23 protein-coding genes and 1 pseudogene are annotated in these 21,092 nt (G+C 37.4%); 6 read left to right on the forward strand and 18 right to left on the reverse strand.

Annotated features, from left to right (window positions below; translation table 11 throughout):
- Positions 1-48: 48 nt before the first annotated feature.
- From ACYU0V_RS09690 to ACYU0V_RS09705, 4 genes are read left to right on the forward strand one after another with little or no spacing between them, the layout of a single operon-like run.
- Positions 49-762, forward strand: coding sequence for an energy transducer TonB (locus ACYU0V_RS09690; protein ID WP_005069504.1), 714 nt, complete (start codon positions 49-51; stop codon positions 760-762).
- A gap of 43 nt (positions 763-805) precedes the next feature.
- Positions 806-1,684 (forward strand): MotA/TolQ/ExbB proton channel family protein, encoded by an 879-nt coding sequence (locus ACYU0V_RS09695; protein ID WP_005069505.1) that lies wholly within the window; start codon positions 806-808, stop codon positions 1,682-1,684.
- Between the two features lie 15 nt (positions 1,685-1,699).
- Positions 1,700-2,122, forward strand: a complete 423-nt coding sequence (locus ACYU0V_RS09700) for an ExbD/TolR family protein (RefSeq protein ID WP_461847197.1) — start codon at positions 1,700-1,702, stop codon at positions 2,120-2,122.
- A gap of 19 nt (positions 2,123-2,141) precedes the next feature.
- On the forward strand, positions 2,142-2,555 hold the full coding sequence (locus ACYU0V_RS09705) for an ExbD/TolR family protein (RefSeq protein WP_002117898.1): 414 nt from the start codon (positions 2,142-2,144) through the stop codon (positions 2,553-2,555).
- A gap of 74 nt (positions 2,556-2,629) precedes the next feature.
- On the opposite strand, the pseudogene ACYU0V_RS09710 reads toward ACYU0V_RS09705, so the two are convergent.
- From ACYU0V_RS09710 to ACYU0V_RS09725, 4 genes and pseudogenes are all read right to left on the reverse strand, one after another.
- Positions 2,630-3,072, reverse strand: a pseudogene (locus ACYU0V_RS09710) (GNAT family N-acetyltransferase).
- Between the two features lie 98 nt (positions 3,073-3,170).
- The gene (locus tag ACYU0V_RS09715; protein WP_069123143.1) at positions 3,171-5,336 is read right to left on the reverse strand and encodes a malate synthase G; all 2,166 of its coding nucleotides are present in this window, start codon (positions 5,334-5,336) and stop codon (positions 3,171-3,173) included.
- 369 nt (positions 5,337-5,705) lie between these two features.
- Positions 5,706-6,848, reverse strand: coding sequence for a cell division protein ZapE (gene zapE, locus ACYU0V_RS09720; RefSeq protein WP_002117902.1), 1,143 nt, complete (start codon positions 6,846-6,848; stop codon positions 5,706-5,708).
- Positions 6,849-6,925: 77 nt separating this feature from the next.
- The gene (locus ACYU0V_RS09725; RefSeq protein ID WP_461847201.1) at positions 6,926-7,948 is read right to left on the reverse strand and encodes an AraC family transcriptional regulator; all 1,023 of its coding nucleotides are present in this window, start codon (positions 7,946-7,948) and stop codon (positions 6,926-6,928) included.
- Positions 7,949-8,069: 121 nt separating this feature from the next.
- Here ACYU0V_RS09725 and ACYU0V_RS09730 point away from each other — a divergent pair, with 121 nt between their 5' ends.
- A complete protein-coding gene (locus tag ACYU0V_RS09730; protein WP_461847203.1) occupies positions 8,070-9,617 on the forward strand; it encodes a flavin-containing monooxygenase in 1,548 nt (515 codons plus the stop codon).
- A gap of 46 nt (positions 9,618-9,663) precedes the next feature.
- Positions 9,664-10,575, forward strand: a complete 912-nt coding sequence (locus tag ACYU0V_RS09735; RefSeq protein WP_032007235.1) for a LysO family transporter — start codon at positions 9,664-9,666, stop codon at positions 10,573-10,575.
- Here the strand turns inward: ACYU0V_RS09735 and pyrF are convergent.
- The 14 genes from pyrF to ACYU0V_RS09805 all read right to left on the reverse strand — a co-directional run bounded on the left by pyrF (position 10,572) and on the right by ACYU0V_RS09805 (position 21,092).
- The gene (gene pyrF / locus ACYU0V_RS09740; RefSeq protein WP_025466022.1) at positions 10,572-11,270 is read right to left on the reverse strand and encodes an orotidine-5'-phosphate decarboxylase; all 699 of its coding nucleotides are present in this window, start codon (positions 11,268-11,270) and stop codon (positions 10,572-10,574) included. The two genes, ACYU0V_RS09735 and pyrF, sit on opposite strands and share 4 nt — an antisense overlap.
- A gap of 177 nt (positions 11,271-11,447) precedes the next feature.
- Positions 11,448-11,813 (reverse strand): lipopolysaccharide assembly protein LapA domain-containing protein, encoded by a 366-nt coding sequence (locus tag ACYU0V_RS09745; RefSeq protein WP_002121360.1) that lies wholly within the window; start codon positions 11,811-11,813, stop codon positions 11,448-11,450.
- 25 nt (positions 11,814-11,838) lie between these two features.
- A complete protein-coding gene (locus tag ACYU0V_RS09750; RefSeq protein WP_002121337.1) occupies positions 11,839-12,141 on the reverse strand; it encodes an integration host factor subunit beta in 303 nt (100 codons plus the stop codon).
- Between the two features lie 156 nt (positions 12,142-12,297).
- Entirely contained in the window at positions 12,298-13,971 is a 1,674-nt protein-coding gene (gene rpsA, locus ACYU0V_RS09755; RefSeq protein WP_002121348.1) for a 30S ribosomal protein S1, read from the reverse strand.
- A gap of 111 nt (positions 13,972-14,082) precedes the next feature.
- On the reverse strand, positions 14,083-14,763 hold the full coding sequence (gene cmk / locus ACYU0V_RS09760) for a (d)CMP kinase (RefSeq protein WP_304397413.1): 681 nt from the start codon (positions 14,761-14,763) through the stop codon (positions 14,083-14,085).
- A gap of 10 nt (positions 14,764-14,773) precedes the next feature.
- Positions 14,774-15,214, reverse strand: coding sequence for an SRPBCC family protein (locus ACYU0V_RS09765; RefSeq protein WP_014206600.1), 441 nt, complete (start codon positions 15,212-15,214; stop codon positions 14,774-14,776).
- A gap of 70 nt (positions 15,215-15,284) precedes the next feature.
- Positions 15,285-15,788: a tRNA adenosine(34) deaminase TadA gene (gene tadA / locus ACYU0V_RS09770; RefSeq protein WP_002121378.1), complete on the reverse strand. Its 504-nt coding sequence runs from the start codon at positions 15,786-15,788 to the stop codon at positions 15,285-15,287.
- 5 nt (positions 15,789-15,793) lie between these two features.
- Positions 15,794-16,918: an enoyl-CoA hydratase/isomerase family protein gene (locus ACYU0V_RS09775; RefSeq protein ID WP_014206599.1), complete on the reverse strand. Its 1,125-nt coding sequence runs from the start codon at positions 16,916-16,918 to the stop codon at positions 15,794-15,796.
- Positions 16,915-17,628: a uracil-DNA glycosylase gene (ung, locus tag ACYU0V_RS09780; RefSeq protein WP_005069527.1), complete on the reverse strand. Its 714-nt coding sequence runs from the start codon at positions 17,626-17,628 to the stop codon at positions 16,915-16,917. Before ung ends, ACYU0V_RS09775 begins: the two co-directional genes overlap by 4 nt.
- A 53-nt stretch (positions 17,629-17,681) precedes the next feature.
- A complete protein-coding gene (locus tag ACYU0V_RS09785) occupies positions 17,682-18,278 on the reverse strand; it encodes a 6-pyruvoyl trahydropterin synthase family protein (protein WP_002121363.1) in 597 nt (198 codons plus the stop codon).
- 228 nt (positions 18,279-18,506) lie between these two features.
- Positions 18,507-19,466, reverse strand: coding sequence for a type II secretion system minor pseudopilin GspK (gene gspK, locus ACYU0V_RS09790; protein WP_417888471.1), 960 nt, complete (start codon positions 19,464-19,466; stop codon positions 18,507-18,509).
- Positions 19,467-20,168, reverse strand: a complete 702-nt coding sequence (gene gspJ / locus ACYU0V_RS09795; protein ID WP_420280527.1) for a type II secretion system minor pseudopilin GspJ — start codon at positions 20,166-20,168, stop codon at positions 19,467-19,469.
- Positions 20,168-20,548 carry a type II secretion system minor pseudopilin GspI gene (gene gspI / locus ACYU0V_RS09800; protein WP_461847209.1) on the reverse strand — a complete coding sequence of 127 codons (381 nt, stop codon included), beginning with the start codon at positions 20,546-20,548 and terminating at the stop codon, positions 20,168-20,170. The genes gspJ and gspI overlap by 1 nt, the downstream gene beginning before the upstream one ends.
- Positions 20,538-21,092: a type II secretion system protein gene (locus tag ACYU0V_RS09805; protein WP_068527582.1), complete on the reverse strand. Its 555-nt coding sequence runs from the start codon at positions 21,090-21,092 to the stop codon at positions 20,538-20,540. The genes gspI and ACYU0V_RS09805 overlap by 11 nt, the downstream gene beginning before the upstream one ends.

A 21,092-nucleotide genomic window follows, 5' to 3' on the forward strand; every position in this document is an offset into this window, starting at 1 on the left:
CCAAACAGTCATTTTAAAAATTGTTTGTCTACAGTTTCAGGAGTAACTATGGGCATGACTTTTACAGACATAGAAAATAAATCTGCCAAACGCCTAATTGGTATTGCTGCAGTCATTTTTCTGCATCTTCTTGTTGCCTATATTCTGATGTCAGGTTTAGCAAACAATATTCAAAAACCAGCAGAAAAACCTGTGGAATTACAAATTATTCAGGATATTAAGCCGCCTCCTCCACCAAAGCCGGAAGAGCCGAAACCAAAGGAAAAACCGCCTGAGCCACCAAAAATGGTAGAAAAAGTTGCCAAGGTTCCTGAGCCGCCTAAACAAGTAGAGAAAGTAGCAACACCGGTACAAAAAACGACACCAGTGGCTCAACCGACTAAAGCGGCTACCCCAGCTCCTGCGGCACCTAGTACCCCATCTCCAAGCCCTGTTGCCGCACCTGCTCCAGTGGCTGCTGCGCCGGCACCAAAACCAGCTGGTGTAAGTCGTGGTGTTTCAGAGGGTTCTGCTGGCTGTGAAAAACCAGAATATCCACGAGAAGCACTTATGAATGAAGAACAAGGGACAGTGCGAATACGTGTTTTGGTTGATACATCCGGCAAAGTTATTGATGCCAAAGTAAAAAAATCGAGTGGCAGCAAAATTTTAGATAAAGCGGCAACTAAAGCTTACAGCTTATGTACGTTCAAACCAGCAATGAAAGATGGTGTACCTCAGCAAGATTGGTATGAAATTGAATATCCATTTGTAATTGAATAAACAATTGAATTAGCAAGAAATTAAAAAATATTGGAGATATACGATGAAAAAATCAACTCAACCGTTAGTTCGTTTCGCTTCTGCAAGTCTAATCGCAGCTTGCTCGTTACTTCCATTAAGCTCAGTTTTCGCAGAAGAAACAAGCAATACTCCTGTGGCCACAGCAACTACTGAAACTACATCAAGTACAAATACTCCAACTCCACCACCGAAACCCGCAACGAGTGAAACTGTTAAAAACCCTTATGGCCTAGAAGCCCTTTGGCGCGAAGGTGATTTAGTTGCTAAGTCTACCTTATTTATATTAGTACTCATGTCGATTGGAACTTGGTACATCATCATCTCTAAACTATTGCAGCAAGGTAAAGTCAAACGCCAAGGCAAAGAAGCTGAAAAACATTTCTGGGAAGCGACTTCCCTTGATAATGCTGCAGAAGGTTTAGAACAAAGTAGCGCTTATCGCTTTATTGCAGAAAAAGGCATTAATTCAACTAAATCACATGGCGGTTCTTTACTTGAACGAATCGATTTTAATACATGGGTGAGCATTTCAATTCAACGCGCAATTGAGAAAATACAAAATCATTTAGGCGGTGGTTTAGCCTTTTTAGCAACAGTAGGTTCTACTGCACCATTTGTTGGTCTTTTTGGTACTGTATGGGGAATTTATCACGCATTAACAGCCATTGGTATCTCAGGTCAAGCATCTATCGATAAAGTTGCAGGCCCCGTTGGTGAAGCTCTGATTATGACAGCGATTGGTCTTGCAGTCGCAGTACCTGCTGTACTTGGTTATAACTGGCTTACACGCCGTAATAAAGCAGTTATGGAAAATGTCCGTTCATTTGGTTCAGATTTACACGCGGTTTTATTAAGTGGAGAAATTAATACCAATAATTCAGTTAATCGCAGTATTAAATAATCGGGAGCAAACATTATGGGTATGAGTGTTGGTTCTGAAGATGATGATGAAATGATTGGCACAATTAACACGACACCTTTGGTTGATGTCATGTTGGTTTTACTTATTATTTTTCTTATTACTATTCCGGTAGTCACACATACGGTTCCAGTGAAACTACCAGAAGAAAAAAATACGCCGTACGCAACCACGCCTGAAAATATTCAACTCTCAGTAAATAAGAAAGGCGATATTTTCTGGAACGAAAGTTATGTGCCTAATAAAGAGATATTGCTGGCAAAACTTCAAGCAGTTGCACAAAAAAGGCCTCAGCCAGAAGTTCATATTCGGGGTGATCAGCTTACCCATTTTAAAGCGATAGATCAGGTCATTAGTACGACCAAAGAAGCTGGTATTGGCAAAATTGCTTTTGTTACTACCCCTCCAGCCTCCCCGTAATTAACTTAAGGAGAATTTTATGGGTATGAATGTCGGTTCAAATAATGATGACGATGTGATGTTGGAAGTCAACATGACACCTCTTATTGATGTCATGTTGGTACTCATTATTATGTTTATTATTACCATACCTGCACCAAACAACGCGATTAATATTAATTTGCCAAATGGCACACCGCCACCAACAAATGAAAAGCCACCTGAAGTGATTGATGTAAGAATTGATGCGGTAGGCAAAGTATTTTGGAATAACCAAGAGGTTTCTGACCGAAAGGCGCTAGAGACTTTATTTCAAGGTGTTGTTGCTAAAAAAGATCAAGACCAGATCAAACTCAAACCAGACCAGATGGCTGAATATAAGAATGTAGCGATGGTCATGGCTACTGCACAACGTTTAGGTGTCACTAAAATTGGAATTGTGAGCAGTAACTAATATTGCTTTTCAATCTATTTAATTCTATTAACTCCTGCGCTAACTTGAATCCTCAGTTAGCGTTTTTTTTAAAACTAAATATTCAACTCTAAAATAATATCTCCACACTCATCATATTCTCCAGTTTCTTGAAAACCCTTTTTTTTATAAAGTTTCCAGCCACATAGTTGGATGATTTATACATTGTTCGAATACGCTTAGCTCCTTTTGCAGCTATTTCATCAATTGCCATTTGCAATGCCTTGGTACCATAACCTTTGGCTTGATGATCTTTGCCAATCATAAAACGAAACAACCAAAATAATGTCTCATCAGGTGGGTCAACTTCGACACAGTACATTAAGAATCCAATGACTCTATCATTTGAACAAATCACTCGTGGACAGTAATGTTCTTCCACTTTAGACTCAGCAATAGAATATACATTTGGTGCAACATAGTCCTTTTGAGATTCATCCAACGACAACTTTGCACATAGAATCCAATTCTCACGATCAAGATCTTTTAGACTAATCAAATTCAAAACCTTTTAGCTATAAATTCCCTTCCTATAAGCACAAAATATACCGAAAATAAAAAAGCCTCTTCGGAGGCTTTTTTCAAAACAGGATGAAATTAATCACCTGTATAACCTTTTAACTTCAAACGAGCAGCATGAAGTAACGGCTCAGTGTAACCAGAAGGCTGTTCACAACCTTTGAAGATAAGATCAGAAGCTGCTTGGAAAGCAATATTTGTTTCAAAGTTAGCTGCCATTGGTTTATACAATGGGTCATTCGCGTTTTGCTCATCAACAATTTTTGCCATGCGTTTAAGTACTTCTTCAACTTGTTCACGAGTTACAATACCGTGACGTAACCAGTTCGCAACGTGTTGAGAAGAAATACGTAATGTTGCACGGTCTTCCATTAAGCCCACGTTGTTAATATCAGGAACTTTCGAACAACCTACACCTAAGTCAACCCAACGAACAACATAACCTAAGATACCTTGGCAGTTATTTTCAAGTTCATTGTTAATCTCTTCCGCTGACCAATTTGTATCAGGTGCAAATGGAGGTGTTAATAGGTCATCTAATGACAACATTTCTTCAGCTTTTAACTGATCTTGACGTGCTTTTACATTTACTTGATGGTAATGCATCGCGTGAAGAACAGCACCAGTTGGAGATGGAACCCAAGCACATGAAGCACCCGCATTTGGATGTGCAGCTTTAGTTGCTAACATATCTTTCATGCTATCTGGTTTTGGCCACATGCCTTTACCAATCTGTGCTTTACCTTGTAAACCACATTTCAAGCCAATCGCAACGTTACGGTTTTCGTAAGCAGCAATCCATTTTTGTGTTTTAACAGCTTCTTTACGAACAACTGGCGCAGCTTCCATAGAAGTATGGATTTCGTCACCCGTACGGTCCATAAAGCCAGTATTAATAAAGATTGTACGGTCTTTAGCAGCAGCAATACAGTTTTTCAAGTTTACAGATGTACGGCGCTCTTCATCCATAATACCGATTTTTAACGATTTAGGTGGTAATCCAATCGCCTGTTCAGCACGTTCAAATAACTCTACAGCAAATGCAACTTCTTCAGGACCATGCATTTTTGGCTTAACAATATACATAGAACCTTTACGAGAGTTCTTATTTTCGTTTGTACTACGGATATCAGCAATTGATAACAATGGAGTTACCAATGCATCCATAATACCTTCAAAAATTTCTTCGCCATCTACCAAAATAGCTGGGTTAGTCATTAAGTGACCTACGTTACGAAGTAACATAAGTGAACGACCATGAAGTTTTGTTGTACCACCAATTAAGTTTTTAATTTCGCGATCTTTATTTAGATCACGAACAATCGTTTTACCGTTCTTTTCAATAGATTCTTGAAGTGTACCCTTCATTAAACCTAACCAATTACGGTAACCTTCAACTTTTTCTTCTGCATCTACAGCCGCAACTGAGTCTTCCAAATCTTGAATTGTGGTTACTGCCGCTTCAAATGTTAAATCTTTAACACCCGCTGAATCAGTTTGTCCAATTGGGCTATTTGCATCAATTTCGATAATGACATGAAGACCATTACTTAAAAGTACAACTTCTGAAGGATTTGCTTCTTCACCATTGAAACCAACAAACTGGGCTTCATGAGCTAAACCTGTTTTTGAACCATCTTTCAAAGTTACAACAAGTTTATTTTGCTCAATTGCATATTTTGTTGCATCTGCATGTGAACCTTGAGCAAGCGGGAAAACTTCATTTAAGAAATTCTTAGCGAACTCAATAACTTTTGCACCACGAACAGGATTATATCCTTTACCCTTTTCAGCTCCGCCTTCTTCAGAAATTACATCGAAGCCATAAAGTGCATCATATAAAGAACCCCAACGGGCATTTGCTGCATTTAAGCAATAACGTGCATTACGTACAGGTACAACTAACTGTGGTCCTGCCAACAACGCAATTTCTTCATCTACATTTTCAGTAGTAATTTGAAAATCTTCAACTTCTGGTAATAAATAACCAATTTCAGTTAAGAACGCTTTATAAGCACCTAATTCAAATTTGTTGTTACGGTGCCATTCATCAATTTTTGCTTGTAATTCATCACGCTTAGCCAATAATGCTTTATTTTTTGGGCTAAGATCGACAACAACTTGCTCAAAGTTCTTCCAGTAAGTTTCACTATCTAAACCAGAACCTGGTAAAGCTTCATTTTCGATAAAATCGTAAAGTTCTTTAGCAATCGCTAACTTGCCTTTTTGAATACGTGCAGTCATTGTCTTTCCTGAAGTTGCTACTTTTTATACCAAGAGAATCCTAGTATACCGATTTAAATTAAGCTGAATACTAATATCACATTCCTAAATAGTAAGCATTTTGCCTTGCAAAACTATTGACAAAAATAAATTTTTCTATATAGGAAATATTAAAATTCTAACTAGGATTCCCATCAATTTATTCAATATTTAAAGATACTGAAACTAGACTTTTTGTTAACAGACAAAAAGTTTCACTATCTTGTTTTTCTAAAGCGTATTTAGTTATATCAAACTTTACAGCGTGAAAAAGCACTATTTAATTAAATTTATCTATTTTTTGTTATAAAAAAAGCGCTCAATCTAGAGCGCTTTTCATATCTATTTTACTTAAGAGGTTTTTGTAGCATCAATATGTCGGTGTTCAGAATGTAAATATTCATCAGACTGCATTTCCAGCAAACGTGAACGCGTACGTTCAATTTCAAATGCTAATTTTTCACCTTGATAGATATCAATAATACTATCTTGGGACGTTAAAAGTAATTTCACACCTCGATCGTAAAACTCATCGACTAGATAAATAAAGCGACGAGTACCTTCTGACAAGAAATCTGTCAAATGAGGAACATTACTGACTAGAACCGTATTATAAATATTTGCAATTTCAATGAAATCGGCTGGGCTACGTGGTTTAAAGCAGAGTTCAGAAAACTCACACCACAACACATCTTCTGTATGCCCCAGAGTCTCGACAACACGATTATTAATCACAATCGGCTCTTGAGAATGAGCTTGTGTATGAGTTAAAGCACTAAAACGTTCAGCCATCCAGCTTTGTGCTTCATTCGTTAATGGTGATTTGAATAATTGAGCTTGTTTTAGTACACGCAAACGATAATCCACACCTGCATCTACATTTAAAACAGCACAATTCTTTTTAACCATTTCAATGGTTGGCAAGAAACGATCACGGTGAATACCGTTTTTATATAAGCCATCTGGTGCAATGTTTGATGTTGCAATTAATGTCACACCACGAACAAACAATTTTTGGAATAAATCACTCAAAATCATTGCATCTGTTACGTTTGATACAAAGAACTCATCGAAACAGATAACGACAGCATCTTTATAGATTTGGTCAGCTACGATTTCAAGTGGATTACGTTGGCCTGAAAGCTTATTTAGTTCTTTATGAACATGTTGCATGAAATGATGAAAATGCATACGCGTTTTACGGCGAAATGGCACAGATTCATAAAATTGATCCATAAGCCAAGTTTTTCCACGGCCTACTCCGCCCCACATATATACACCTTTAGGTGAAGTTTGGCGACGGAAACGACGGAAAGCTTTTTTTGAGGCTTTATAACGGTTTAAAAGTTCTTTCCATACGCGATCTAATTCTTGCACTGCCTGTGCTTGCGCTTCATCTGCCATAAATTGACCTGAAGCTAAAGCCTCAGCATAGCGTTCTGCTGGGGAAGAAGGTGTGAATGCAGTACTATGAGAAGATTTTAAATTTAACATATCGTTTTATTTCAATTTTAACTGATGAGAGTATAGCGAACATTTTGTTCAACCACATTAGCTTTTAGCATCAAGAGTTACGACGATGACTCTTTTGCATATTGTCGAGGACTCTGTCCAAACCATCGTTTAAATGCATGATTAAATGCCGCCGGTTCAGAATAGCCGAGTAATTCGGCAACAACTTCTATTGAGTATTCCCTATATTCCATAAGCTTCAATGCCTTATTCTTGATAATTTGTTCACGAATTTGCTTATAACTCGTATTTAGCTGTTGCAGTTGATGCCTTAATGTCCTTTCAGGCATTTTCAATGCAAAAGCTGTTTCCGCCATGCTCGGGATAATTCCTTGTTGCAGTTCAAGATAATCTTGCACACATTGTATGATATGTGGAGTTTGATGATCTTGTTGATTTAATCTTGTTATTTCTGCAATACATTTTGATTCATAAATACGATGTGTAATGATATCAGCAGAAGGAATCTTGATTTCAAGTACATCCTTACTTAGGCTAAATGCCGCATATTTACCATTAAAATGCACATCTTCGCCATAATATGCAAAATAGCGTGACAAAGTTTCTAGATCAGTAGGTTTTTCAAATGGAAGTTCTATACGCATCGTAGGCATTTGTAATCCCATCATCGTATAAATATCTTGAATAAATTTATAAGTTCCTGAGACTTCACATTGTGCCCTTAACTGGCCAATTTCCGTTTTTAAATCAACAGGCAAATAATTTAAAATCGTCCGCTCATCAGTTTCATATAAAGCTAAGCTACCAAATAAGTGCGTAAGCTTTTGATATTTTATACCTTTATTTAAAGCAGTTTGAATATCATTACTTGTGACAAGTAGCATAAGCAATGGGCCGTAACCGGCTAAAGCATAATGCTGTCCAATAAATAAACCCTTTTCAGGCTCAACATTTTTACTAATAATTTGTTGAATGTCCCATTCAAGGCGATCATGAATTGTAGAACTCGGGTCTAAAGCATCTACTTTAATACCTATATCGGCCAAACGTGAGTCGACATCAATGCCAGCATTGCGCATTCCTTGAATTAAATAGATTAAACCAAGTATCGACCGTTTCATTCTTCTATCAATTTCCCTAGACTGAAATGTTTTACTATAAAGAAGCAAGAAAATTAATTGCCGAATCTATCAATTTTCACGTCGATACAATCATGTTTAAACTGATTAAAAAACGTTAGTCTTGCGTGCAATCCTCTTTTCAGCTTATGCAGGGTTTCCAATGCTAAACACAAAGCAAGATGCTATTCAAAAAACTAAAATCGCTATTATTGGTGCTGGCTTTGGTGGCCTAGCAATGGCAATCCGTTTACTACAAAATCAACAGCAAGATTTTGTTATTTTAGAAAAATCAAACGATGTCGGTGGAACTTGGCGAGAAAATCGTTATCCAGGTGCAGCATGTGATGTTCAATCTCATATGTATTCATTGTCTTTTGCACCAAAAACAGATTGGACAAAACGCTATGCTGAGGGACCAGAGATCTTTAATTATATTCAAGACATTACACAAAAATATAAAATTAAGGATTACTGTAAATTTAACCATGACGTAACTCATGTCCAATATGATGAAACACGTCATGTCTGGACTCTAGATTTTAAGGACCAACCTTCTATAGAAGCTCAATTTGTAGTTTTTGCATCTGGTCCCCTACACATCCCACAAATTCCTCCTATCAAAGGGATTGGAAAATTTAAAGGAAAAGTATTTCATTCCTCAAAATGGGAACATGACTATGACTTAAACGGAAAGTCAGTCGCATCTATTGGTACAGGTGGTAGCGCAATTCAATATATTCCTGAAATAGCCAAAGATGTTAAACAGCTCTATGTATTTCAAAGAACAGCTGCATGGGTAATACCACGCGATGAGCGCAAATATTCAAGCTTAAGTAAAGCATTATTCAAATCTTCTAATATTTATCGCCAAATTCATCGTAGTCGTCTTTACTGGAGTAATGAATCTCGCGTTGTGCCCATTGTTCAACCTCAAATCATGAAATATGGCCAAAAATTGGCAGAAGCATTCATCCGTTTTCAAGTCAAAGACAAAGAGTTAGCAAAAAAACTCACACCTGACTTCGTTATGGGATGTAAACGTATTCTTATCTCAAATAAATACTTTCCTACCTTTAACCGAAAAAATGTTGAGCTAGTAACTGATAGTATTCAAGAGATCAAAGAAAACAGTATTGTTACTAAAGATGGTCGAGAACGACCTATTGATTGTTTAATTTACGGTACAGGTTTTATTACTGACCCACGTATTTATTTAAAACATTTCACATGTATCGGACGTAATCAAATCGAGTTAAAACAAGCATGGAAAGATGGTGCTGAAAGCTATTACGGCATTATGACTAAAAACTTTCCCAACCTATTCCAACTGGTAGGCCCTAATACAGTTCTAGGTCATAATTCGATTATTTTTATGATTGAATCTCAAGTAAATTACATTTTACAGCTTATTCAGTTAGTAGAAGAGTCTGGTCAAAAAGCAATTGAGATCAAGCCTGAAATTCAAGACGCCTTTAATGAACGTGTCCAAAAGCAGCTGCAAGGAACCGTATGGCAAGCTGGTGGCTGTAGTAGTTGGTATCAATCTGCCGATGGTAGAAACTTTTCACTATGGCCAACTTACACATGGAAGTATTGGTTAGAAACACGTAAAGTTAAGCCCAAAGACTACTTACTTTTAAATAAAAGCTCACAAAGCTATGCAGCTTAAAATGTTCAAGACATAATAGATAGGTTGATAACAATCTATCTATTATATGCAATCTTTTTATCTCATCATTCAAATTTTTTTAGCGCTTGCTTTCGGTTATTTCCTTGCACCAAAACTATCTCTAAATATCCGACACTTTATATTTAAAATACTGCCCTATTTTTCTTATATTCTTTTAGCTAGTGTAGCTTTGGAATTAACCTTGGCACTTGATCAAATCGAGAATCCTTCTGCCATACTTCCACCCGCTATTATAATTGCTCTTACCACGTCTTTTGGTTCGTTCTTTACGTGTTTATTTGCTTATACAATTTTTGATAAACAAAGTGTTAAAGGAAAAATTTCCCTACAACTTTTTGTAAATGCTTTAAAGAATATTGCGAAGGCTTTTCTTGCACTAGGTATCGGTGTTTTATTCGGCGCTATCATTACTCAATTCACCTCTCATATCGCATTTAATAGCTGGTATTTGTTATTACTTTTTATTTTTTTAATTGGTATCGAACTTGCCTTCACCCACTTTAACCGCACATGGTTAAGCTGGAAAATTTTAATTGTGCCCTTAGCTGCTTTTATAGGGTCTTGTATAGCAGGCTTTTTGAATTACTATTTACTTCTCAAGCATTTTACACTTAATGAAACTTTAGCTTTAGCACAAGGCTATGGCTGGTATTCAATGTCAGGGATTTTATTTACGCAATTACATTCGGCAGAGTTGGGTGGAATTGCTTTATTAACTGACTTATTTAGAGAAATTGTTGCCATTTTTCTAATGTATACCATGGGTTGGCGTTTTCCACGCCCTGCTATCTCAAGTGCGGGTGCAACCTCCATGGATGTTACCTTAGCAATGGTAAAACAGTCATGTGGTACACATTATGTACCACATGCCATGATGAGCGGCTTATTATTAAGCCTACTCGCCCCGTTATTAATTAGCTTATTCCTAAATTTTTAGGCAATCGAAGCAAGAATAGATTTCAACATTTCTGTTGGCTTTTCTGCTTTAGTAATCGGTCGACCAATTACCAGATGCGTAGAGCCATCAAGCATAGCTTGCTTTGGAGTTACAATACGTTTTTGGTCGTCTGCATTAGAACCTTCTGGACGAATACCAGGTGTTACTAAAGAGAAGTCTTGCCCAATTAATTCACGAAGAATCTTAGCTTCTTGAGCTGAACAAACCACTCCATCCAAGCCACTTTCTTTCGTTAAATTAGCCAAGCGCTTTACATGCTCTACTGGCTCAACATCTAAACCAATATCTTTTAAATCTTCACGACCCATTGATGTGAGTACTGTCACAGCAATAAGTTGGGTTTGATAGTTACCCGCTTTTAAGCGTTCCACACAAGTTTCCATCATTTTACGGCCACCTGAAGCATGAACATTTACCATCCATACGCCTAAATCAGCCGCTGCACATACTGCTTGAGCGGTAGTATTTGGAATATCATGAAATTTAAGATCAAGAAAAACTTCAAAATTTTGTTCTTGCAGTTTTTTTACAACAGATGGGCCTTCATGAGTAAAAAGCTCTTTACCTACTTTTACGCGGCATAAAGCAGGATCAAGCTGTTCAACAATTTTTAAAGCGTCATATTGGCTTTTTGCATCTAACGCAACAATGATACTCAAGAGACTTTCTTCCATCCTATAAAATCAGCGTTATTATAATAGACAAATCATGAATGAATAAAGGAATGTAGAGAGCTGCTTTCCAAAATTAAAACGATAAGAACAAAAGCGTTTATATTTAGAAGAATAAAAGAAGAGATAAAATTTAGAGAGATACTACTCTTTACTCATTAATAAAGAGTAGTACGGGGATTATAGCGGAGTAGAATTTTTATCTTGAGGATAAATATCTACAACGGTTTTTTCATGTCTTACATTTGCAGCTGCTTCAGCCGCTGCTAATTGAGCACTTTGGATTTGTTCTTTTCTTAAATGGTCAATATCTTTACGCAGGCGTTTAATTTCCCAACCTTTTTGGAATACTCTGAAAACTTGCACACCTAATAAAAGACCAACCACAGTTCCTAGTACTAATGTGAGTAGCAATAATAAGCCTAAACGCATAGCTGGAACTTGGGTAAATAACAAATCAACAGAAAGCTCTGTTGGATTTTGCAAAACAAGTGCTAAAGAATAGCCAAATACAACAATAAGCAATGCAATTAAAATATAACGCATAGGCACCCCGACTTATAAATTTTATTTATTTCCCAGATTCGTTTACAGCATCACGAAGGGCTTTTCCGGGTTTGAAATGAGGAACAGCTTTAGCTGCAACTTCAACTGATTTTCCTGTTTTAGGATTGCGACCAACTCTTGGATCACGGTGGTGTAAAGCAAAGCTACCAAAACCACGGATTTCAATTCGATTATCAGTTGATAGGGCTTCTATCATTTGATCAATCATAATTTTAACCGCCTCTTCCACCAAAGGTTCAGCTAAGTGTGGGTTTTTTAGCGCAATGCGTTCAATCAAATCAGACTTATTAAGAGCTTCAGTAGTCATCTACGACCTCGTTATTTATTGCTACTCTATGTCGTTCGATAATAACCTGTTTAAATACAAAACGGTAGCGCAGTATGTTGAATACTAGGCTACCGTTTACAGTAATTTGTATAAAAAGTACAATTCCGTTACATGAAACTGTACTTTGTTAACTTATTACTTCATTTGTGCTTTGATCAAGTCACCAATAGTCTTAGGACCATTGTCTTGACTTGTAGTTGCTGTACGCAAGCTAGCAACTGCTTCTTTCTCTTCAGCTTCGTCTTTCGCTTTGATAGACAAGTTGATAGAGCGAGATTTACGATCAACGTTGATGATCTTCGCTTCAACTTCTTGACCAACTTCTAAGAATTTAGTCGCATCTTCTACACGGTCACGGTTGATTTCAGAAGCTTTAAGAGTTGCTTCAACTTCGTCAGCTAACTTAACAGTTGCGCCACGAGCATCAACTGCAGTTACAGTACCTTTAACTAAAGCACCACGTTCGTTAGCAGCTAAGAAGTCATTGAACGGATCGCTGTTCAATTGCTTGATACCAAGGCTGATACGGTTACCTTCAGCGTCTACAGACAAGATAACAGCTTCAACAGTGTCACCTTTCTTGTAACGACGAATAGCTTCTTCACCTTGCTCGTTCCAAGAAATATCAGACAAGTGTACTAAACCGTCGATACCACCGTTCAAGCCAATGAAGATACCAAAGTCAGTGATAGACTTGATAGTACCAGATACTTTTTCGCCTTTCTCATGAGCTTTAGCAAACTCTTCCCATGGGTTAGCACGAGTTTGTTTGATACCAAGGCTAATACGACGACGTTCTTCATCAACTTCAAGAACCATAACATCAACTTCATCACCAATCTGAACAACTTTAGATGGGTGGATGTTTTTGTTAGTGTGGTCCATTTCAGAAACGTGAACTAAACCTTCAACGCCTTCAGCGATTTCAGCGAAACAACCGTAGTCAGTTAAGTTAGTTACGCGAGCTTTAACGATAGAACCTTTAGGGTAACGGCTCATGATCGCTAACCATGGATCTTCGCCTAATTGTTTAAGGCCTAAAGATACGCGGTTACGTTCACGGTCAAATTTAAGTACTTTAACAGTAACTTCTTGACCAACTTCAACAACTTCTGAAGGGTGCTTGATACGCTTCCAAGCCATATCTGTGATATGTAGAAGACCATCAATACCGCCAAGATCAACGAATGCACCGTAATCAGTAAGGTTTTTGATTGTACCTGTAACTGTTTGACCTTCTTCAAGTTGAGCAAGTAATGCTTCACGGTCAGCAGAAGATTCAGCTTCCATAACAGCACGACGAGATACAACAACGTTATTACGTTTAGCATCAAGTTTAATTACTTTGAACTCTAACTCTTTACCTTCAAGGTGAGTAGTGTCACGGATAGGACGAGTGTCAACTAATGAACCTGGTAAGAATGCACGAACAGGACCGATGTCAACAGTGAAACCGCCTTTAACTTTACCAGAGATAACACCAGTAACGATTTCGCCATCTTCAAAGATTTTTTCAAGTTTAGTCCAAGTTTCAGCACGCTTAGCTTTTTCACGTGATAAAACTGTTTGACCCATACCGTTGTCAAGAGCTTCAACAACTACGTCAACAGTATCACCAACCTGAACTTCAAGTTCACGTTGTTCATTTAAAAATTCAGCACGGTCAACAATGCCTTCAGACTTTAGGCCAGTGTCAACAGTTACCCAGTCGCTATCGATGTTTACAACAACACCTTGGATGACTGCACCCTTTTCAACGTTGAGGTTTAATTCACTTTCTTCAAAGAGGGCTGCAAAAGATTCGGTCATGATATACCTGATAAATTCAGCGGTCTTGGATCAGACAAGGCCGGTTTAGTTAAGTATCAACATAGTCTTTATAGACTGATCAAGCTATGCGTCAACTGATAATTCTATTTACTAAATGGTACGGCTATCGACATAATCAACCATTAACTTAAATACCTGATCGATCGTTAATTCCGAACTATCAATGATATAAGCATCTTTGGCTGGCTTGAGCGGAGCAACTTCTCGCTCCATATCTCTTTTGTCTCGTGCCTGTATATTAGCTAAAATGTCGTTTATTTTAGCATCTAGCCCCATACCCTGCAACTGTTTTACTCTTCGCTCAGCGCGCGACTCAGCCGAAGCGGTCAGATAAATTTTGGCATTAGCTTCTGGAAAGATAGAGGTTGCCATATCACGCCCATCTGCAACTAAACCAGGACTTTGCGCAAAAGCTCTTTGTCTTTCAAATAGTGCCTGTCTAAGCTCTGGAATCACTGCAACTTTTGACGCATACTCACCAACTCGCTCTGTACGGATTGTTTGAGATACATCTTCGCCATCTAAGAAGACCAAAATCCCTGAGGTAGACGTTTCAAATTTAATGTCCAGTTGACGTGCATATTGAATGCATTCATCAAGCTGACTGTCTAATTTCTCTAATAAATCGTGTTTATGTAATGACAACCCTAATAAACGATATAAGGCACCCGAATCGAGTAAATGATATTGATAATGTGCTGCAAGTTTTGCGGCCAATGTTCCTTTACCCGAACCACTCGGACCATCAATAGTAATAATTTGAACTGTCATTGAACTCTCACTAAGAAGCAAATGCTTTAGCTAATCTCGAAAAGCCTAGTGTAATGGCTAGTTTCAGCTGTGCAAGGATTAATTTACTGACCACTGGCGCTTTTGCCGTTAACTCGATGCGGTATGTAACTAAAGTAATGTATGGAGTAATCTCAGAAAACTCGATTCTACCTAAATGGTGTTTAATCAAAGGATTGTCTATTAATTTATACTCAATACTTTTATTTTCTTCCAACAATGTAATTTCTTCTTTAAGTGGCTTAATTGGACCAAATCCCATACGTCGAATTGAGCCTAAACCATCAGGTCTTTTAGAATCTGCGGAGTCTTTAACACGCACAACTTGTAAAGGTGCAAAAGCAGTATTGTAAGTTGAATGCTTAGAGAGCAAATTAAATACATCAGTAAGAGGAGCATTAAATTCTTTTTCTACGGTAATTACATTACGCATTGGATCGTCCTTATTAAATAGAATCATGACATTAAAACCGCGTTAGTTTGCCATAAGAGTATGTTATTTTTTAATCATTTAAGGACGTTTTTTGTTGTTTCTCTTGTTTCTTTTGCTCACGTCTTTGTTTAAAAAAATGGCTAAGCTGTTGTGCACATTTTTCTTGTAGACAGCCATTCTGAAATGTAAATCTATGATTATAATAGCCTTGCTGTAATAACTGACGCGCACTCACCAAAGAGCCTGCTTTAGGTTCTGGCGTACCAAAAACCACATGTTTAATTCTTGCATGTACGAGCGCACCTACACACATAGTACATGGCTCAAGAGTGACATATAAAGTCGTATCTTCAGGTAATCGATAATTTTCTAAAGAGGAACACGCTGCACGGATAGCTTGAATTTCTGCATGTGCAGTTGGATCTAATAAAGTAATTGGAGCATTATAGCCAGATCCAATTACTCGATTTTGGCTCACCAGAACCGCTCCAACAGGTATCTCACCCTGCTGGGCGGCTAATTCAGCTTGCTCGTAAGCAAGCTGCATCCAGTATTCATCACTATATTCAGTCATTTATTTTAGGTGATCACACCGTGTTGTCTAAGTAAGGCATTCCAGCTATCAATTGAAGTTACTGGTGGACAATCAGCCAATATACCTCTCAAGCTTAGATCGTCACATGGTTTCCATTCAGGTGATAAATCTTTATCAACTAAGCGTGCGCGAACACCTTCCACAAAGTCAGGATGACGGATTTTCCACTCAGAAATCTGAGCCTCTAGATCAAAGACCTCATCCCATGAGTGGATTTGTTTGCCCCATTGCCACAGTAACCAAGTAATTGCCGCGGTACTAGGAGATCCTTTTTGCAAATTCTCACTCGCTTGACGTAACCAATCACTGCTCGCATCACGTAAGCTAACAATAGCTTGATAGTCTTGTTCAAAATTAAAACCACGGCAAACACTATGAATTACATCAAGTGAGTTTTGCAATGGACCTGCCGCAACAGGACGGTGCAAGCTATTTAAAGTATCATCAATTGCTCGGAAATCCCCTGCAGGATAATGAGCCCAGTTAATATTTAAAACTTTTTGCAAAACATTATCACGCTGAGCTTCACAAATATGTGTTGCCCAACCGATGCTATACGCCCCAGCGGCAGTCATAATTGAACCGGTTAAACCCGTAAACAAACCTATTGGACCACGATCTGCCAAGAAACGGCTCGCACCAACGTCAGGATATAAACCAATATTAATTTCAGGCATTGCTAAACGTGAATATGGCGTCACTAGACGGAATGGTGCAGCCATAAACAAGCCTAAACCACCGCCCATTACATAACCTTCTCCCCAAACCACAACCGGTTTAGCATAATTATGTAAAAGTAAATCTAAAGCATATTCCTGCTGGAAGAACTTATTTGCAGTATCGACTTCTTGATTTATAACAAGTTGGCGTAATTTTCTAACATCACCACCTGCACAAAAAGCTTTTGGTGTAGTTGAGTCTAACCAAATTGCTTTAACCTGTTCATCGTCACGGAAATCTTCAAATACACGCAATAATGCCGTTACGATTGATTCGTCTAAAGCATGTAACGATTTAGGACGATTCAAACGTACTATACGCCAGCCATTTTTTGCTTCTTCAACCACCAAGTCCGGGTGATAGTTATTTACATTGGGAGAGTTCATCATGCGTCCAATTGCCAGTCTATGGGCTCAATGCCATGTTGTTTCAAATATTGATTTGTTTTTGAAAACACTTTGCATCCAAAAAATCCCCCTCTATTTGCAGCAAGAGGTGATGGATGTGCGGCTGTTAAAACCAAGTGTTTATCTCTATTTATACGTTGTCCTTTGCGCTGTGCATAAGCACCCCACAAAATAAATACTATATGTTGCCTCTGTTCATTTAGAACATCAATAACTTCATCAGTAAATGCTTCCCAACCTTGCTTTTGATGTGAGGTTGGCTGTCCAGCTTCAACAGTAAGCACGCTGTTCAGTAAAAGTACGCCTTGCGTAGCCCATTTTGTTAAGTCACCATGGCGAGGAGCTGGAATACCCAAATCTGTATGTAATTCATGAAAAATATTGCGCAAAGATGGTGGTAATGCAATACCTTTTTGGACAGAGAAACTTAATCCATTCGCTTGGTTTGGCCCGTGATATGGGTCTTGCCCTAAAATCACAACTTTCACATCAGCCAGTGGTGTGGTATTTAAAGCATTAAAGATCTGTTTACTAGGCGGATATATTATTTTCTGAGCTTGTTTCTGTTGAAATAAGAAATCGCGCAAACTATCCATCTGAGGACTTAATAGAAAAGGTGCTAAAGATCTTTTCCAACTTTCTTCTAATTGAACTTTACTGAGTTTATCTTGCTGTTGCTCAGTTAATTGCATTAATGTCATCCTAGATCAATTTTCAATTCTACAAATAAAATAAGTAATTCGATTTATACTTCGACTTGCAAATCAACTTGAGGATTATTAAATTTAATCCCTTTTTTCAAGTCTTCATACATTTGTGGATTTGCCCACTCTATCTGAATTTGTTCTGAAAAAACAATTCCATCAAGACTTAAAATACCCATTTGTTCGTTTTGAATATCTTCAATAAAGCTCTGAGCATATCCAGTATCAGTCTCATGAACAATAACAGAATATACTTCAACATCACCTTCCCCATTTTGAGTGACTGTTGATTGTAAAACTTGCTGAGCTAGATAAAAGAAAATACGTGAAAACTGTTCAGCCGACGGTGAAACAGGTAAAGAAATCCAACGAGCACTAAAAGTCTGACATGCATCAATATATTGAGAATCATCTTTTTCCCAAAAACAGATTGCGTGATCAAAGCTGTCGAATAGGTCTTTTATTACTCCTTTTAGGAGTCCAAAATCATAAACCATTTGCCCATGATCTAATTTCGAAGCTTTAAGCAATAACTCAACTTTATAGCTATGTCCATGAATTGATCGCTTACAACGATCCGATGTACAGTTACGTACAACATGTGCATTTTCAAACTTAAATAACTTACGAATTAACATGTGCCAAATCGATCATTCCTTCTAAGAACATTATTATAAAGCAAAAGACGAAAATTTCGCACCACTTTTCAATTAGAAACAATTAGCAAAAAGTATGATAAGACTGATGAAGAAATATTGAATATAAACATATAGAAAGTTTATATTTACTTTAATATTTAACTTCAGAAAAATTTATAATTACAAACTTCAAAAAACTTCTAAAGTAAATAAATCATAATTTTTCAATTAGTTAAAAGGCACTATATTTCTAGAATATACATAAACCTGCTTATCACTGCGCATTAAGGCACTTGTAAACTGTCTTTTTCTATTATTCAACACAACCTCGATTTGTGCTTGAAAAAAGTTCGACTTCACATCTAAAAGGCTATTAACTTCAGTTTTCTTTTGCGCATCAACTGCTGAAAAAGCATTCAATTGCCATAATTCATCAATATTTTGAAAGAACTTTAAATTCTGTTGGCGTAATTGAAGTTCTTTTTCTATAGTCCCTAAATCTAATTTTTGATCAATACTCGCTAATACTAATGGTGATGCGGTATTAATATTCACTTTTGTATTTTCAGGTAATGCAGAAATGTATGGTGCTATTAAATCATATTTCTTGCCTTCAAAACCTCTTACCAATTTCAACTCTTCTATACGATGAAATTTAGCATTCGAAGCCAAATAGCCAGGGTCAAGTCCTTCATAATAGTTACTTTCTGCCCCCATCGGGCCGCTTGGTTCATCATCTGGATCTTGCCAATCAATAACTGCTTGACTTAACTCTGCTGGCAATCCTACACGCACAAGCAATCGCTCAAACCAATTTTTAGCAGCTTCGTTTACCTTGCCTTCATTGGTCGTTAAATTGTTTAGATTAAATTTTCCTGACTCATCTAGTAAGCGCCCCGATACGGCTCCATCTTCTATTGGGAAAGGTGGCATTGGCTGAGCCCAGCTTTCCTTTAAATGATCGATGCCACCAGCATTATTTGCATCTTGAATTAATAATTCAGAAAAAAAAGCTTCTGCACTTTTTGCATAGAGTAACGACTGATTTTGACGCATCAAATAACCCGTATTTTCCATCGTATTAGTTTGATGCTTTGCGATAGAGGCAGCTAAAATTGTAGCCAAAGCAACCATTATCAAAATTGTGAGTAACGCTACACCTTGCTGATTTTTTTTATAGATTAACATTTATTGACCTCCCTGTTTGGAGAGCGATAAGTCACCTTGGTTTAAGCTATAAATCCACTCATAACTTACACCTGCAACCGTGAGTTGCATTTTTATTCCTTTTGGCAACTTCCTAAATTCATCAGGTTTTGTAGGGTCAATATTAACTTCAGGCCACTTTGTTACTTCTTGAGGTGTCAAAACCATAATTTGAAATTGTTCAACTTGGCTCAACAGCGTACTTGATAAGGGTTGCTCTCTATTTGAAGTATTTAAGTTACTATATTTAAGGCGATAAAGCTTTTTTTGATCAGGATCATATCGATATTCGATACGCTCAAAAGGTGATAATCCTTGCTTTAATGGATCAGTAACACCCGCCTTACTAAAGCGGAGAACTTGATTATCAATCTCTAAAGCTGGACGTAATTGCCCGCCTTGATTGGCTGATAAAGGTATAATTTGCAATGTATCACGCAAAACTTGTTGATAAGCATCTTGTAATTCAAATAGCTGCACTTCATGTTGAGTATTACGATCGCGAACTTTTAATAAATAGTCAAAAACCTTCCAACCCAACAAAGATAAAATAGCAAAAATTGCAATTGAAACTAAAAGCTCAACTAAAGTAAATCCTGAGGCACGAGTTAATCGAGCACTGCTCGATCGTGCCGCAAGACGTGAAGCGGTGCTTGGATAGCGAAAACATTTATTCTTTATCATTATTTTGCTTTCATTGGATAATTAAAAAATACCAAGTGAGTAATACCATTTTGAACTTTGCCCTTATCAGAATCATATAAGCTAATTTGTAAATCTACTTTCTGAACATTCGGGCTAATTGTAGATTGTGCAGATTTTTCAATCTGCCATGTTTCGCCTTGAGAAGTAACTTGCTTACTTTGAGTACCTTCAAGCCATTCCTGATTTATCTCCATTAAAGCAATTTCATTCATTGCTACAAACTGAGCTTTGGTTCTAAGAATTGCATTTGAGGTAGATTGAGTATATTGCATGGCTACTTTAGTTAACGCGACAGCCGCTAATGCAAAAATTGCTAAAGCAACCATTACTTCTAATAGAGTAAAGCCTTTAGATTTCATTTATTTTACCCAAATGATCAATTTGTATTTCTGAACCAATTGGTTTTTGTTCAAAGTAAAACTGTATTTTCACAGTTTTAGCTTCACCGTTACCGAACCAGATTAACTGGGGAGCCTGCCCTCCAATTAAATCGGTATTCGTAGCTTTTGAATAGTTTTGCTCATCTAAAGGTTGTATTGTAAACGATACATGTTTAGGCAACTGGCGTGTATTAAACTCAGAATATTTCTGCCAGCGATTTTTTAAATCTTGGACCTGTAATTTACTCTGGTCGTGATACTCATACAATTCATAAGAAAATGGTGAAACATCTGTTTCACTGACAGTAGATAAAGCTAAAACACGAGACTGATCAAGCGACTCTTTACCAATTTTATGCATATCAAGCAAAAATAACTCTCTTGCTTGCATCGCTTTCTTTTGGTCAACCCCACCTATGTTGAGCAGAACTAAAGAAGTCATAATCGTCATAATAACAATCACCACCATCACTTCTATGAGAGTAAAACCTTTTTGGGATTTAAGTGGTGATTGAGATTTCAT

This window comes from Acinetobacter sp. X9, assembly GCF_054889255.1.

What these genes read in the sequence shown, in the direction of transcription:
- ACYU0V_RS09690 (WP_005069504.1), top strand. Translation starts at nt 49, where the DNA reads ATGGGCATGACTTTTACAGACATAGAAAATAAATCTGCCAAACGCCTA.
- ACYU0V_RS09695 (WP_005069505.1), top strand. Translation starts at nt 806, where the DNA reads ATGAAAAAATCAACTCAACCGTTAGTTCGTTTCGCTTCTGCAAGTCTA.
- ACYU0V_RS09700 (WP_461847197.1), top strand. Translation starts at nt 1,700, where the DNA reads ATGGGTATGAGTGTTGGTTCTGAAGATGATGATGAAATGATTGGCACA.
- ACYU0V_RS09705 (WP_002117898.1), top strand. Translation starts at nt 2,142, where the DNA reads ATGGGTATGAATGTCGGTTCAAATAATGATGACGATGTGATGTTGGAA.
- ACYU0V_RS09715 (WP_069123143.1), bottom strand. Translation starts at nt 5,336, where the DNA reads ATGACTGCACGTATTCAAAAAGGCAAGTTAGCGATTGCTAAAGAACTT.
- zapE (WP_002117902.1), bottom strand. Translation starts at nt 6,848, where the DNA reads ATGTTAAATTTAAAATCTTCTCATAGTACTGCATTCACACCTTCTTCC.
- ACYU0V_RS09725 (WP_461847201.1), bottom strand. Translation starts at nt 7,948, where the DNA reads ATGAAACGGTCGATACTTGGTTTAATCTATTTAATTCAAGGAATGCGC.
- ACYU0V_RS09735 (WP_032007235.1), top strand. Translation starts at nt 9,664, where the DNA reads ATGCAATCTTTTTATCTCATCATTCAAATTTTTTTAGCGCTTGCTTTC.
- pyrF (WP_025466022.1), bottom strand. Translation starts at nt 11,270, where the DNA reads ATGGAAGAAAGTCTCTTGAGTATCATTGTTGCGTTAGATGCAAAAAGC.
- ACYU0V_RS09745 (WP_002121360.1), bottom strand. Translation starts at nt 11,813, where the DNA reads ATGCGTTATATTTTAATTGCATTGCTTATTGTTGTATTTGGCTATTCT.
- ACYU0V_RS09750 (WP_002121337.1), bottom strand. Translation starts at nt 12,141, where the DNA reads ATGACTACTGAAGCTCTTAATAAGTCTGATTTGATTGAACGCATTGCG.
- rpsA (WP_002121348.1), bottom strand. Translation starts at nt 13,971, where the DNA reads ATGACCGAATCTTTTGCAGCCCTCTTTGAAGAAAGTGAATTAAACCTC.
- cmk (WP_304397413.1), bottom strand. Translation starts at nt 14,763, where the DNA reads ATGACAGTTCAAATTATTACTATTGATGGTCCGAGTGGTTCGGGTAAA.
- ACYU0V_RS09765 (WP_014206600.1), bottom strand. Translation starts at nt 15,214, where the DNA reads ATGCGTAATGTAATTACCGTAGAAAAAGAATTTAATGCTCCTCTTACT.
- tadA (WP_002121378.1), bottom strand. Translation starts at nt 15,788, where the DNA reads ATGACTGAATATAGTGATGAATACTGGATGCAGCTTGCTTACGAGCAA.
- ACYU0V_RS09775 (WP_014206599.1), bottom strand. Translation starts at nt 16,918, where the DNA reads ATGATGAACTCTCCCAATGTAAATAACTATCACCCGGACTTGGTGGTT.
- ung (WP_005069527.1), bottom strand. Translation starts at nt 17,628, where the DNA reads ATGCAATTAACTGAGCAACAGCAAGATAAACTCAGTAAAGTTCAATTA.
- ACYU0V_RS09785 (WP_002121363.1), bottom strand. Translation starts at nt 18,278, where the DNA reads ATGTTAATTCGTAAGTTATTTAAGTTTGAAAATGCACATGTTGTACGT.
- gspK (WP_417888471.1), bottom strand. Translation starts at nt 19,466, where the DNA reads ATGTTAATCTATAAAAAAAATCAGCAAGGTGTAGCGTTACTCACAATT.
- gspJ (WP_420280527.1), bottom strand. Translation starts at nt 20,168, where the DNA reads ATGATAAAGAATAAATGTTTTCGCTATCCAAGCACCGCTTCACGTCTT.
- gspI (WP_461847209.1), bottom strand. Translation starts at nt 20,548, where the DNA reads ATGAAATCTAAAGGCTTTACTCTATTAGAAGTAATGGTTGCTTTAGCA.
- ACYU0V_RS09805 (WP_068527582.1), bottom strand. Translation starts at nt 21,092, where the DNA reads ATGAAATCTCAATCACCACTTAAATCCCAAAAAGGTTTTACTCTCATA.